Genomic DNA, 15,065 nt, shown 5'->3' with positions numbered 1-15,065 from the left:
TATGGGAGCAGAGTTAGCAACCTCACCCCGAAATGAAACCCAACTTAAGGAGGCAACCCCAGTGTGGAGATTAAGGGGGTTAAATCTGCCAGCGGCTGACAGTGTCCCAGCTGCTGCTCAGTCACACCACGCCCTGATTTAATCCCCTGCCCGGTATTGTAATGACCGAAAAAAACCCGTGCACTGGTGTCGGCAGACCGGCATGCATGAATATGACGTTAATCTGTATCAGCAGGCACTTTTCGCATAATGGGAGCAAGTGATAGCAACGCCGCCCAGAACGGAATGCCAACATCAGGACTGAACCCAAGTTTGGCGATTAAGGGGGTTAAATTTGCAAGCGGATGACAGTGCCCCCAGCTGCTGCTCAGTCACACCACGCTTGATTAAATCTCTCGCCAGGTCTTGTTTTGACCGAAAATAGCCCAAGCACTGATGTCGGCAGACTGGCATATAGGAATATGACGTTAATCTGTATCAGCAGGTACATTTCGCATTATGTGAGCAAGTGATAGCAACCCAGCCCGGAACTGAAGGCCAGCATGAGGACAGAACCCCAGTTTGGCGATTAAGGGGGTTAAATCTCACAGCGGCTGACAGTGCCTTCAGATGCTGCTCAGGCATACTACTCTCCCTGATATAATCTCCCATATGTTCTTGAGATCGTCGGAAATCGCCCATGCACCGGTGTCGGCAGACCGGTATGCAGTAATGTGAATTTAATCTGCATCATCAAGCACATTTCGTATTATGGAAGTAAGTGTTAGTAAACCAAAGCCCGCCCAGAACGGAAGGTCAACATCAGAACAGAATCCCAGTTTGGCGATTAAGGGTGTTAAATCTGCAAGCTGCTGACAGTGCCCCAGTTGCTGCTCAGTCACACCACGCCCTGATAGAATCTCCTGCCCGGAAATGTGATGACCGAAAAAAGCCCGTGCACTGGTGTCGGCAGACCGGCACGCAGGAATATGACGTTAATCTGTATCAGGAGGCACATTTCGCATTATGGGAGCAAGCGATAGCAACCCAAGCCCAGAACTGAAGGCCAGCATCAGGACAGAACCCCAGTATGGCGATTAAGGGGGTTAAATCCGCCAGTGGCAATAAGATCCCGAGCGGTGTTTAAGAAATATTTCCCGAAGGACAATCTTCCGCTCGTACGATGAATATAGTGTTCAACCCGGGAGAGGGATCACTTAACCTGCTTAGCCTAAATCTTACGTCATTCTCTAAACGGAGTTTAAGCTTAATGGTCCTGAGAAAGTTAAAAGGACTACCCATAATGACGGTTTGAGATGGCGAATAAGGGTTTTTTCTGCCAGCGGCTGACATTGCCCCAGCTTCTGCTCAGTCACACCACGCCTGATTAAATCTTCCGCCAGGTCTTGTTATGACCGAAAATTGTCCGTGCACTAGAGTCGTAAGACCTGCATACAGGAATGAGGCGTAAATCTTTATCAGGTGGCAAGGTTCGCATCATGGGAGCAAGGGTCTTGAACTGGAGGTTAACATCATAAAATCCCAGATTGGCGATTAAGGGTGTTAAATCTGACAGCGACTGAAAGTGCCTTCAGATGCTGCTCAGGTATATTACACCCTGAAAAAATCAAGCATCTGTGCTTGCGAATATCGGAAAAGGCCATGCACCGGTGTCGGCAGACCGGCATGGGCAATGAGACGTTAATCTGTATCAGCTGGCGCATTTCGTATCATGGGAACAAGTGTTAGCAACCCTCTCCAGGACGGAAGGACACTATCAGGACTGATCCCAGTTTGGCGATTAAGGGGGTTAAATCTGCCAGCGGCTGACAGTGCCTTCTGATGCTGCTCAGACATACTATGCACAGATATAATCACCCGTCCGTCCTTGTGATTATCGGAAAAGGCCATGCACCGGAGTCGGCAGACCGGTATGCAGTGATGTGACTTTAATCTTTATCAGCAGGCGCATTTCGTATTAAGGGAGCAAGTGTTAGCAACCCTGCCCAGGACGGAAGGACACTATCAGGACTGAACGCCAGTTTGGCGATTAAGGAGGTTAAATCTGCCAGTGGCTGACAGTGCCTTCTGATGCTGCTCAGACATACTATGCACAGATATAATCACCCGTCCGTCCTTGTGATTATCGGAAAAGGCCATGCACCGGAGTCGGCAAACCGGTATGCAGTGATGTGACTTTAATCTTTATCAGCAGGCGCATTTCGTATTAAGGGAGCCAGTGTTAGCAACCCTGCCCAGGACGGAAGGACACTATCAGGACTGAACGCCAGTTTGGCGATTAAGGGGGTTAAATCTGCAAGCGGATGACAGTGCCCCAGCTGCTGCTCAGTCACACCACGTCCTGATAAAATCTCCTGCCCGGTAATGTGATGACCGAAAAAAGCCCGTGCACTGGTGTCGGCAGACCGGCACGCAGGAATATGACGTTAATCTGTATCAGCAGGTACATCTCGCATTAGGGAGCAAGTGATAGCAACCCCGCCCAGAACTGAAGGCCAGCATGAGGACAGAACCCCAGTTTGGCGATTAAGGGGGTTAAATCCGGCAGCGTGAGTAAGTGCCCGTGCTGTGTTAAAGAAATATTCCCTAAGGACAATCTTCCGCTCGGCCTTTTGTATAAAGTTGTCACCCCGGGAGCGGGGATCACTTTACCTGCTTAGCCTAAATCTTACGTCAATCGCTATCCGGAATTTTAGCTTAATGGTCCTGAGTAAGTTAAAAGGGCTACCCATAATGACGTCCCCAGATGGTGATAAAGGAGTTAATTCCGCCTTCGGCTTACAGTGCCGCAGCTGCTGCTCAGCAACACCACGCCCTGATTAAATCTCCCGCCTGTCCTTGTGATGACCAAAAATAGTCCGTGCACTGGCGTCGTAAGACCGGCATACAGGAATGAGGCGTTAATCTTTATTAGGTGGCAGGATTCGCATCATGGGAGCAAGGGCCCTAGAACTGTAGACTAACATTAGAAAATCACAGTTTGGCGATAAAGGGGGTTAAATAAGTTAAAAGTCTTCGGTGAGCAAATTGGATAAATTTTCAGAAACCAAACCGTTAATAATAAACTTTTAGAAGAATGATTAAAGGATATTAAGTTTTGTATGCAAAATGACACCAGTGATCTGTTTTCACTAATAATGCCGCGCTACTTTGATTACCTTTGGTAAACAAAAATGTAATTTACGTGATTTTCATCTTATAATGTCAGTATTGAAGTTATAAATTTTGTTTACTTAATGCGTACACAACCTAACTGCGATTTGTATTTATGTCACTGTTTTTACACCACATTAATTATAAAACCAAAATTTGCAGCACAGTGATGAACTCATTAAGTCACAACCTCATTTGTTTACTTAAGGCATACAATAAAAAACCAGATTCTTATGAGACATCTGGTTTAATTATTTTTGCTTGAAGATATTTACTCTACGCGGCCAAACCCGCTGCTACTTCTTGAGCATAGAGAATTTCTATTGCCTCGCCATAGCTACAATTCTCGCGGCTTTGAATTTCCCATAATTTACTCCTGTCAGCACTATCCGTAGTAAAACAAAGCTCCATTTTCCGGTCTACGTATAACCGACAGATCTCTTGGAAGTTTTCGAACCTGACTAACATCTCTGAAAACACCTTTTTGACTGTACGAATATTTTTCATACGTTCATATTCTGCATCTGAAGTAGAAAAATATTTATTAGCCTTCATTGCTTCAATGCTTTCTTTTTCTTGTTTCATGATTATCTTCCAAGGCGAGTTAGCAGTCAGGGCCCGGCCAACAGAAGAAGTAAAATAATCTTCAAACGACTGTGTGATACAGATGCCAGCGCAGTTTGTTTTCCTGAACCTACGCCATGCCGCTTCGAGGAAGGAAGAGAAGAATTGGTTTGATTGATTTCCGGCACCTGATGAATTATCAGGACGAATGTACTCCCATGCTTCATCAAGGATGAACAAGCGACGACGCCCATCTTTTTTGATGAACATTGCATGCTGAGCAGCCTGAATGATAGACATTAATACAACTGTCTGAAGGTGGGGGGTGCCTTTTAGCTCCTCCAGTTCCAAAACAATAAATCTGCTGTCGAAGTTGATTGGAGGCAACGTATCGGTAAACCGGTGCCCATAAATTCCACCTTCGCACCATGCTCCGAGTTGCTCCCCAATATCCTTTATACGTTTGTCTTCATGCTTCTTGCAACGCAGAGCAAAGCCGGTTATTGAACCGGTCCGACCTGATTTTCTGGATTCTTGGTACTCTTCTGCAATAAGCTGAAGCATCACTGATTGTTGATAATCATCGATAAGGCCTTTCTCTGAAGCCATAATTTTTAGCTGATTCAAAACCATTATGGTCTGAGCAACTTTGTCTTTTTCTGCATCGTTTGAAGTTGATTCACCGGTAAATTCAGGTGCTTCGTTAAATACATCGTCGTTAACAGTGATGTCAGTTAGGAAGGCAAAGGGATTTAGGGTGAAGTCAGGGGTTTTACCGAAATCAATAAATTGACTGTTTGTATATTGTTCCGCAATCCCCTGGTAAGAACGGCCCACGTCCACAACAAATACTTGAGCACCGTCAGGATCATCATCTGGGTATTCGTTTTCTAAAAAATGCTTAAATGTTGAGCGATAATGAACGAGGTTATTAGATCGCGGTCCAGCTCCAAGATAGTTATTGATTAGATATGCTGTCCAGAATGACTTCCCTGCACCTGACGTTGCACCAATAACCATGTTATAGCTTGCAGAAGTCTTGAAAATATCAAGTCCCATGAGTTGACCTTCACGAGAAACTAAACTCAGTACTGGTCTATCTGTATTACCTTTCCAGGGCCCAAAGATCGGTGTCATATGAGCCGCTCCGGTGTTGCTCACTACTTCGGAACGGTCAAGGTCGAAAATTGTCTTTGGGTCATTGCACATTGGCAGACATGACATAAATGACGGGAAAACGATAAAGGAATCATCTGCTACTTTGACCCGGCTTTCGAGGTAAAAGGATTTGAGATCGTTAGCTGCTGTCTGCACAGAATTGGCATTACTACCCATAACAGTGAAAGTAAGATACCCTCTTAAAAGCTTTGCGCCATCCTCAAGCTCGCGAGTTACGGCCATGTAGTCATTATCCATATCCCGCAGGCGAGGGCAGAATGTGACAACTGAAGGTATACTTGCCTGTTTATTAGTGATTGCTTTGTAGCGGACGTTTTCTTTTGACAACTTGAGCGGATCGGCAAACTGAACAGTCTGAGTGATCATAAATGGGCTGAAAATTGTCTTACGTCCATGCATCCAGTTAACTACTAACTCATACATACAACCGAAATTGACGTATTCAGGAAACTTTACAACGGAAAGTTGTTTGAAGTAACGATGCTCAGATTCGTCGTCACTTTGTGTGACTGATGAGAAATGATTTTCTGTGACTGTATACTTACGGCCGGGAACGTTAACTTGTTCATTAAGCCTTTTCATAGTGTTAACGTCTATGAAACCTTCAGCCCACCGGGAGTTCTTTCCGGGGTTTACGACCTTATCTATACAATAGAGCCAGTTTTCTGCATCGACCTTAAACGGATGCAATCCAATCGTAATTAACTTACTTACAAGTTCAGAGTAAAGTGAATCGATACGCGAATGTTCCAGCTCGGTAGGAAGGGCAGACTGTAAAGGAATCGATAGCGAGATCCATACCTGAAAATCCCTCAACATAAGGTTATCATGATCAGGTTTTAAAGGCTTATGCATACTTCTGTCGTAGTAGTCCAACTGATAACCATTAAGCAGATCTGCTTTAAGCTTATCGTTCCCAGTCATACGCCCACCTCGCACAGCTGACCAAGCACTAAGCTGTAAAGTCAGGTCTGGCAATGCAGTCAGAGATATTTGACAGACAGTATCTGTAGGGAAATCCATTTTGAACATTTCAGCAAGAACATCTTGCTGATTATCAAAAACTCCAGGGGATGGATTACAGATAAACATAAACCCTAATCTGTTGCCATCAATCAAAAAATAGTGAGTCCCTGCTAATTGATCGTAAACAGGGATAAACCCACCTAATTGATGGCGATTTAAACCGCTATTGTAATTATTGATAGCTTCCATATTTGACCTTACAGTTGTCTAACAATGCCGTTCGAAGAGACAGCTTTAGTTGCTTTTTGTTGCTGCTGCATATTTTCCCGGGCCGCATCCTGTACTTCTAAAGGAACTATGCGAGCTGGGTTTGAGGTCGAATTCTTGCCAGCAATCCATGTTTGCGGTTTTACGTTGACATAAACGTAGCCGGGAAGATTAAGCGCATCGTTATCATCGGTATAAGGTGCAAAAGTAATTCTCATTACTTTCCCCTGTTGCAGAACAGCAAGTGGTTCAGGAGCCACTACAGCTTGTTTATAACCTTGCGAACGGTATTGCTGGATCTGCCCAGGGTTGAGAGTCGGGTTAACGGGCTGGCCATTGTAAAGAGAGTACATATCCTTACCAGGGCTGATATCAGAATTAGGTGCAACGTAGCGTGGGGCATTTCCAGCAGAAACCGGATAGCTTGTTTGTTTAACGACTTCCGCAGCCGGATGAACGAAAGGGTTACCAGTTGAAGAGGCAGTGCTATAACTGCTAGTCATCCTTACGTTTGAATTAACCGGTACACCAGAAATAGGCCGTGGTCCAATGGATGAAGTAGGGGCACCCATTTTTAAAGTTTTATCGTACATGACAGGTAACTGACCAACTGGCTTAATTTCGGTTTTTGAATAAGCCACAGGCTGATTTTTAAGGGTAGTAGACTGTGGATATTTGACTTCCCCTGGAGGGCTAATTTCAGTTGGATAACGGCTGTCATTGACAGCCGATTTCTCCTTTCCCGATTCCGACTCTTCCCCCGCCAGTGCAGACAGATCATCTCGATTATTAGTTAACTCCATAACTTCGCGAGGACCTTTACAGATAACGCCCTTTTCAATGCCTGGACATTCGGATTCGGAACTACCGATGGAGCACCCCGTAAGATATGAGGATGTACCTACAACCAGAGCACTGAGTACCAATCTTTTGATGTTCATAAACTAGCCTTAATTTGTCTCAAATGGATTTTTTAAGAGAGGTTCAACGCTTTGGTTCAACCAGTAGTCGAAATCTTTTGGAATGCCATTACCAGCCAAACCATCCTGTCTGACAACTGAAGGTACACCCTGCAATTTATAAATTCCTGCGAGCATCAATGACGCTACCAAAGGTTCCGCCGGACATTCTTCTGCTTCTTTTTGAGAGAGCAATCTTTTTTCAATGTCGGATTTGCTTCCCATTAGCCAACGAAGAATATCGAGGTTGTTTATTTTTCCTTTTTCTTTACTACACCAGAGCCTTCTAAGCTCTTCTTTTGGCTCACCGGGTGAGGGAACTAAAACAATATCTATCCGATACTTGTCCCGATCTGCATAGAATTTCTTAACAAGTTCCATGCAACCGTCACAATCAAGTGTTATGAAAATGGCTGCTTGTCTTTTAAGCTTTGAATTTCCCAGAGGAATGGACGCTACAGTTTCCAGAGGGAAGGGGGCCTCATCAAGACTAATAAAATAGGAATTCCTGATTTCTTCTACAGTCAGAACAGGTTTACGTTTAATTACATCAACAAGGCTTCCCCCAGTAAGGGAGTATCGGCCATCGGTCGTTACTGCCATTAGCTGCGAACGTTCGTCCTGAAAGAGGTATAGCCCACCAGAAGGAATGTATATGGCATCCTTAGGTTTATATCCTTTCATTTTTGATAACACACCCGAGATCTGACTGGGTGAAACGCCACCTTCCTTTGCCTTTGCCATTAACGCAGCAGCATCACTATTAGTTAGGACCTGCTCTGAAGCATAAGTGACCGTATTCGCCATAATGGCGAAAGCCGCCATTAAAGGGAAAAGTAACTTTTTCACTATTGGGTGCCCTCTACTTCTTTGCATTATAAGAACTTGATTGTACCGCTTCAGAGCTATCTTCAAGTTCCATATAAGTGACGATTTCAACACTATCCGGTACAGTAACGGCAAGCGTTGCATCAATAATTAAATAGCCACGGTCACGGTAGATCTTCATTAATGTTCTGAAATATTCTTCGAATTGAGATCTATCATTGTCAGCAGTACGGCCTCCGTGATGCTTGAAAAATTCCTTACGTAATTCAGGCATGTCAAGCACTGCAATCTTGTACGAAGGCTGGGATTGTTTATTGAAGTAATCGTAAACATTCATAAAGCCTTTATAACCATAAATAATGACCAATACGGCAAAGGCGAAGAAAAATAAATACTTCAATATTTTTTCAATATCAATTTCGAAGGTAATTTTTTTTGTTGTCCTTTCTCGCACCATTTTTTTAGTGATTTCAGGTCCAGCTGATTCAGGCGATTCTTTTTTTTCTAAACTATCCATTTAAACCTCAGCGACTGGTCAGATTCGTTGGAATTGTAGTTCCGGTCTGAACGACAAATGTAATAGCTCGGCCAGGGCTAATTTCTACGATTGGCCACTGTTGTTCTGCAATTGCGGTGTAGTAATCGACGAGTCGATTAAGACCACCTTGAGCTGCACCAGCCCCGGCTAATGCCCCAAGTGCACCAAAATTAGGGGACTGATACTGAGCCTGTGAATTAGGGTCGATGTTAAGTGAAGATACCTTACTGGGACTTAAGCTACCGGCAAGTGAAGAAAGTCCACCGGCAAATGCAGCTCCTGCAATTGCGTTACCATTTCGGCTGATAAGCGTGCCTCGGATCCCATTTTTTCCGTCATTTTCACTTACAGCATATGCTTCCAGTTTTACGTCAAAAGCTTTCCCTTTTGAATTAACACAAGAGATAGAAGTGGCACGTATGTAAGCACGCTGTGACGCCAGATCACCAACAGCTGAACCCAGAAGGTTACAGTCACGCAAATCCATGGTGAAATTATTGGGCATGATGACATCTTTTTTAATACGCATCGTTACTGGCATTGGTTCTGATTTGGAAGAAAGGCTTGTAGGCGCTTCAAGCCCGGTAATCAGAACACCAGTGATAATAGATGTTGCCGGAAGAAACATTTCATCTTTTCGGGCAGCATGCCGCGCTTTGCTATCAACTGGCGCAGTACCATCACCTCGTACAGTCCGAGTTGGCGCTTTATCTCCTGCAATGACCTCTCTGCCTTCCTTGATTCTGTTTTCAGACACGGGCATAACCTGAATGACACCATCGGTACCATTAGTCTTAATGGAACTTTGTGTGATTGTTCTCATTGGGCTATTACGCGTAGGTGTGATAGAAGCGTAATTAGGGTTTACGCCATTAATCGGCGCATTAGCATTAAGCTGATAAGGAGCTGCCGGTGCCTGCTCATTAATCGTTTTACGCGAACTACCAGCATCCAAGTTACGATTGCCGTTTCGATTTGTCTGCATATCATTAATTTGCTGAGACAGCTGCTGAAGTTGAGAAGTTAAACTTGCAACTTGGGCTTTAGTTTCCTGTTGGGCTTTTTCTGCTTTTTCGCGGTCCTCTTTCGCCGCATTTTGGTCAAGTCGGTTTTGCTTAACCATTTCTTTATATACTTTCTGGCTTTCTTCATTACTCAATTTGTTCATTTGCGAATCATCTAACAACAAATTGGTCTGCATGTCTTTTTTCTGTGTTTTCTTTTCTTTCTTAACTGGTGTGGAAAAAATAGACTGGCTAATAATATAAACAATCACTACCAGCAGAGCGCCAATAACAGAAAGTCTGACGGTCTTATTTTCCCAGGCCTTTTTAATGTCCATGATTAGCTCCACTTGTAGGTTTCTGGAATCGTTTAATTTTTAGATTTCGTTCGCTGTCAGACATCTGAGGAACGATATAGGGTTCACCTGCTCTGGCCCAGTTTTCACGAACAGATGGATGATTCATTTCAGCTTTATCTATCTGGCTCGTTCTAGATATTTCATGTTTGTAATTAGGTTCCAAAACGTTACTTTTGTGATAGTCAAAAGCATTCTCCTCATTAATATTGCCCTCTCCTACAAATTTATCAATAAGAGTTGGATCGTTCATTATTACTGTCTGAACGGGAAAAGCGTTACTGCCATCTTCGATACTAATGGGTGCGTCCGGAACGATTAATACACTCCTTTTTGGTATATATTCTGACCTGTAGTAAAAGCTGGTTAAAGCAAATACGACAAAACCAATCACGGTGGCCCCAAGCAGAGCAGGCAAAGTAACTTTTCCCATATTATTTTCTGATTAGACTTGGTCTGGTTGTAACCCGGGCCTCGCGTTCCTTGAACAATTTATCCCGGACTATGTAAAGCTCTGTTTCTTCTCCCGGTTGCAGGTATGCTTTATCAAATAAAGCACTTGCAATAACGCCTTCTGCCATACACTGCTGATCAGCAACGATTTGACCGTATGGTTTATCGTTTTTCACAAGAATTACATCAATAAGTTCACGTGAGCCAACCAGTCTCTGACCGAGCTTTGCATACATATTAAAGTTACATGGTGACTGCTCTGGCGCAGGAATACGAGAAAGTCGGTCCTGTTGTAAACTGAATCCTGAAGGGACCTCACCAAGAGCCACAGGAGTCAATAAATCAATGATTCTTTGTTTATGATCGTCTTGTTTTGGATCCGTTGGAGCCAGTTCTTCTGACTGGGAGCGGGCCAACATTTCCTCATAGTTTTGCTTATCCAATGAGGTTTCACGTTTGGCTTGCATAGATGGGCTTAAAGATGTAGTAACTGAAATCATCGCACCGGGAACATCAAGCGGTACCAGGGTCAGGTTATAGGTCGATTCAGGTACCTGATCTTCAGACAACATAATCCCGATTGGTTTATCGGTATTAGTTGAAATAAAGACATCGCCACCATTAACAAATATGCTTGCCTCTTCAGCAGGGGTAGAAGTACTGACAGAAGCATTCTTGAAGCTGGTCGATATTCTGTTTTGAAGTCCTCGTGAAACTGGCAGTACCACATTCCCACCAGGCGGCACATTTACACGCTGAACTTCTTTATATCGGTTACGAGCTTCGACATAAAGTTCATCGGCTTTTGACGTGGCGGTCGCATTGGTTGCATTCTGCTGGGAAGAGGTACCTGTTGGTCTCCCATAGCTATCAATTGCACCAGATCGGGTCTGTGCGTCAAATCCGGGGAGACTAGGATTATTTGATAATGCTCCAGTAATAGCGCTTACCGCAGGCGAAGCATTGCTGGCTGGGGAAAGTTGCACGGTAGGGAGATCAGTTGTAGGTTTTTGTCCCTGCGCATTACCGGCTTCACTAAGGTTTGTTTGTGCACCTGACTGTTCAGAACCAGCTTGACCCGGAATAATGGCTTTTGCAGCTCCATTCTGAAATCCGTCAGCACCAACTGGCATTACAACCGGGTTATTAATTGTTGCTGGCAATTGGTATTCTTCAGCGATTACGCAGTTCGAAGTCGTGAGCATGATCAATGCTGTAATTGCGTTGAAGCCTAAGCCCTTTTTTTTAATCATCACTTGTTACCTGTAGACGGTGGCGGATTATCCAGCGTTGCCAGTTGCTCTTTGCCGTTTATCGTAATTTTTTTAATATTCGGTGTTCCGGAATATTGATTTACATATGCAATTCTTGGGCGACCATTTTTCATCCCGAGAACCCATTCATAAGTCCATTTCGATGATTCAGTTTTGTCCGGAACATTTACAAGTCGAGTCGTTTTGGTACCCCAGACATAGACCATGTCATTTTTTGGATCAAAGTAAATATCATTAGGCTTAAAGGTCTGCTCAACACCACGAGCCTGCATGATATTTATCTGCTCCTGTAAAGACTCACTCGTTTTAGCCTGTAGTTCAGGTGAAAGGGCATCGAGGACATAGGCCGTCACAAAGGAAATATTAGTTGGATTAATATTCCCTAAAAGGGTACTAAAAAAGAGAGCCCATTGTGTTTTATAAGATTCCGATGCTTTGTTACCAACAACCGTGATCTCTTCATTCATGTTTGGAGGGGTAACAATCGTCACTGGGTCAGTGAAAAAAAGAATCTTTGCAACCAATAACCCAATGACGGCTATTGAAACAGTATTAATGCGGATAAGTTTTGTATCACGATTAATCAGGGCGCTGTATGTAATTCCAGCACCTGACGCTTCAGCTTGTGGGCTAAATCGTTTTTTAATGTCCAAAAAACGTCCCTTAGCACTTTCATCTTTCTTTACGTATGACTGTTCAAGATCACCGTTTTCATCCTTTTTAGATTTTTTGAAAAAAGGGATGTTAATGCCACTTAGCATTTTCATTCATAGCTCCATCAAGAATACAAATCTCTGATAAATGGATCGTTGAAATAACGGCTACTAAAAACTGCTTTACCTGGCAAAAAACCGAGCCACCAGAGTTTGTGTTTTAGCAATCCTCTTATTCCTGACTCAGCTGCTTTGTTATACGCAATCCAATACACAACCGCTGCTACAACAGAAAACCCGAAGCATTCGAAGATATTCCCAAATGCAACCAGAATGAATGCAAGCCCTAATTTTTTGGCATCCCAAAACAAAATCAGTAGAGGCATGTTGATCCTGAAAGGGAATCTATAGGTATGCTGAGGAACGTCGTTCTGCTTACTCATTAAAAATCCAGAGAGGGGGATGAACCCCCTCATGCATGATTAACAATAAATTACAGCGGTACGCCAGCATCCATAAAGGTGCTGATAATTTTCTCGCCGTTGGCCATTACCAGCATCATGAATAATGAAACCAGTGCCAGGCCCGGGTTAGGCTTAAGGACAGAGAAATATACGCTTGAGATCAACATCGCGGCTGCCAGAATTTTGCCCGGAGCTCCAGTCATACTTTCACTCATGTATGACCAAATATCTCCCAGTGCCCCATCATCTGAACCCGCATATGCCAGACCGCAAAAAAGCACGGTCAGCAGAACAAACAAAATCACTTTTGCGCTTTTTGTTTTAAAAAGTGCAGCCGTGTTAGATTTCTTTTCACTAAGGCCAATATTTAAAGAAAGTTCCATAATTACTCCGTGTAGATTTGAGTTCACGTAAACGCGAATGAATAATACTTTTTTATTCCGATCCTTCCGTTCGCATAAACCCCCTTTTTTTAACGTTTAGCGATTGGTGAATTTTTAAGCAAAGGGCCTAAAGCATAATCTTTGAAAGGTACCAGTGAACGCTTAGTAAAAGTTTGAAAGAGGGGAGGGGGTAAGATTACGTTAAGCTCAATCCTGAAGCTGATGAGACTCCTCAAGCATAAAAGTCACTTTTGATGGTTTGAAAAGCTCTAACTAGATATCGGGCAGGTAACTAAGCTTCATATCTAATCTTTTTTGTTCCCTTATTATCTATCTCTTGATTCTGAGAAGGCCGCATATCACTGTGCTCCCTGGTTCGGCAACTATCAGTTGGAGAAACTACATACAATCCTCGGGCCGGTGCGTCATTCATCTAAATGCCTTTTACACCTCTGGGCGTGAGTGGGACTTTGTCTTGTCCATACGAACATCATTCATTCGAATGCTTTTGGCCAATGCTATTTAAGCAAATGCTTTCTGGCTGAGTCCTTTTGCGAATGAGTCTTTGATATAACTGCATGAATTTTGGGTTGTTTGGTGTACTAACAAAACAAAGGCATTTCTTTGAATGCCATTGGAGTTGTGATGCTTCTGATATTTTTTTGATCTCATATCAAGCACATAGTCCTTCTGATGCCCAATGTCATAGATGTCTTGGACCATTCTCGCTCTTAACAAAGCTGAACTGTGTGTCATTCGACCTAATGCCATTCACCAAAATGCCTTTTTATACCACTGCATAGCTATGCTCGGGATACAGTGGCAAACAAAAGCATTTCAATGAATGAATTTTTGGGATACCGACATCAAAAGCATTTGTATGAATGTAAGAGGCGTAATCCACAAAAGGCATTCACGTGAATAGAGTGCGCACGAAACCATCTTGCTCAACGGCATTTAATGAATGGGCTAGCATGTACGCTTGAGTCAGAAAGGCATACAGATGAATAGTCAGGAGTTCGTTTGAAAAGTTACTTTTTTGCACATTAAGCCGAGATGTAAGACCAGTAGTAAAAGAAGCACTAAGCATAGCACTGATAAATAACTTATTTTTCAGCAGGTTATAACCAGTGCATACCAGATAGCTTTCAACCTTGTTTGGCAAGGGCCAGCTTAGGGCTTCTTTTGAAGATCTGAAATTGTATGTCGCGACCTTTCTTAACTTCTTGATAATCGAGATATCCGATAGATTCAAGTTCCCGCATTGCTTTACGAATTATCTGGTTTTGCGTACGAATAGGGGTTGTAAGAAGCAACCTTTCCCTCAACCGTTTCATATTAACGAACAACGTACCAGCTGGCATTGCTTCAAAATAAATATAGAGAGATTGCGCAGCTTCTTTTTTAGCCAAAATGTATAGAACCTGAAGGCTTAACAATGTCTTATGGTCGTAACGATACAGTTCCCACATAGAAGGATCCCCAACCAGCTCAACAGTATCGCTTTTTGGATCAATCATAGCCTTCTGCACCAGATGCGTTACTGTGAACCGACCACTACGAGAGTCTGAGAAGGCAAGCACTACCGATGCAAGGTTCATTAATGACTCTTTAAAGCGCGCACGAGTTCGTTTGTTGATGTTTGTTGAACTGATACCACACATCTTCGCAAACTCGTTAAAAGTCAGGCTAATCTTCTCGGAAGTAAAACCATATTTACTGAAAGCCATGATGATCCCGAGCCAGCACTTAAAGTCGGTAGACATAGATAGTTTGACACCAGTTATCTTGATGTCGTCATAACCCTCCGATCTTGCAATTTCCATACACGAAAGCTCATCAGAGGCATCAACTTCAAAGTTTCGGTCGCGGTTTTCTTTTGTGCCGACAGGGGTAAATACACTCAATCTCAGCAGGGCCACGGGCTGAACCGACTTGGACGAGTTAGGCGTCAGTTGATAAGTCTTACCTGATTCATTACTGGTTACGTCAAAAGGATGGATTAACTCGTTGTTTTTAATCAT

At 43.4% G+C, this 15,065-nt stretch carries 12 protein-coding genes; all 12 read right to left on the bottom strand.

The genetic code is table 11. From position 1 onward, the window contains the following. Positions 1–719: 719 nt before the first annotated feature. A complete protein-coding gene (locus L2Y28_RS22655; RefSeq protein ID WP_001371949.1) occupies positions 720–881 on the bottom strand; it encodes a hypothetical protein in 162 nt (53 codons plus the stop codon). 2,548 nt (positions 882–3,429) lie between these two features. Then, entirely contained in the window at positions 3,430–6,111 is a 2,682-nt protein-coding gene (locus tag L2Y28_RS22650) for a TraC family protein (RefSeq protein ID WP_000387412.1), read from the bottom strand. Between the two features lie 8 nt (positions 6,112–6,119). Then, positions 6,120–7,070, bottom strand: a complete 951-nt coding sequence (gene trhV, locus L2Y28_RS22645; protein WP_001022588.1) for an IncHI-type conjugal transfer lipoprotein TrhV — start codon at positions 7,068–7,070, stop codon at positions 6,120–6,122. Positions 7,071–7,079: 9 nt separating this feature from the next. Then, positions 7,080–7,832 carry a protein-disulfide isomerase HtdT gene (gene htdT, locus L2Y28_RS22640; protein WP_182911723.1) on the bottom strand — a complete coding sequence of 251 codons (753 nt, stop codon included), beginning with the start codon at positions 7,830–7,832 and terminating at the stop codon, positions 7,080–7,082. A gap of 118 nt (positions 7,833–7,950) precedes the next feature. Further along, a complete protein-coding gene (locus L2Y28_RS22635) occupies positions 7,951–8,433 on the bottom strand; it encodes a hypothetical protein (protein ID WP_000377632.1) in 483 nt (160 codons plus the stop codon). A gap of 7 nt (positions 8,434–8,440) precedes the next feature. Further along, complete coding sequence (gene trhB / locus L2Y28_RS22630; protein WP_000351841.1) at positions 8,441–9,796, bottom strand: IncHI-type conjugal transfer protein TrhB; 1,356 nt, start codon at positions 9,794–9,796, stop codon at positions 8,441–8,443. Further along, positions 9,786–10,247, bottom strand: coding sequence for a plasmid transfer protein HtdO (gene htdO / locus L2Y28_RS22625; protein WP_000521242.1), 462 nt, complete (start codon positions 10,245–10,247; stop codon positions 9,786–9,788). Before htdO ends, trhB begins: the two co-directional genes overlap by 11 nt. Position 10,248: 1 nt before the next feature. Further along, positions 10,249–11,520: a type-F conjugative transfer system secretin TraK gene (locus tag L2Y28_RS22620; RefSeq protein WP_000592092.1), complete on the bottom strand. Its 1,272-nt coding sequence runs from the start codon at positions 11,518–11,520 to the stop codon at positions 10,249–10,251. Continuing rightward, on the bottom strand, positions 11,520–12,308 hold the full coding sequence (locus L2Y28_RS22615; RefSeq protein WP_000783153.1) for a TraE/TraK family type IV conjugative transfer system protein: 789 nt from the start codon (positions 12,306–12,308) through the stop codon (positions 11,520–11,522). Before L2Y28_RS22615 ends, L2Y28_RS22620 begins: the two co-directional genes overlap by 1 nt. An 11-nt stretch (positions 12,309–12,319) precedes the next feature. Then, a complete protein-coding gene (locus tag L2Y28_RS22610) occupies positions 12,320–12,670 on the bottom strand; it encodes a type IV conjugative transfer system protein TraL (protein WP_001447770.1) in 351 nt (116 codons plus the stop codon). Between the two features lie 17 nt (positions 12,671–12,687). Continuing rightward, positions 12,688–13,041 carry a hypothetical protein gene (locus tag L2Y28_RS22605; RefSeq protein WP_000423602.1) on the bottom strand — a complete coding sequence of 118 codons (354 nt, stop codon included), beginning with the start codon at positions 13,039–13,041 and terminating at the stop codon, positions 12,688–12,690. A 1,148-nt stretch (positions 13,042–14,189) separates the two neighbouring features. Further along, positions 14,190–15,065: a RepB family plasmid replication initiator protein gene (locus L2Y28_RS22600; protein WP_000594611.1), complete on the bottom strand. Its 876-nt coding sequence runs from the start codon at positions 15,063–15,065 to the stop codon at positions 14,190–14,192.

Source organism: Enterobacter sp. JH25 (assembly GCF_021725435.1).
In the GTDB taxonomy this organism is placed as follows: Bacteria; Pseudomonadota; Gammaproteobacteria; order Enterobacterales; family Enterobacteriaceae; genus Enterobacter; species Enterobacter intestinihominis.
Note: the sequence above shows the minus strand (reverse complement) of the source record. Positions and strands in the feature narration are given on the sequence as shown.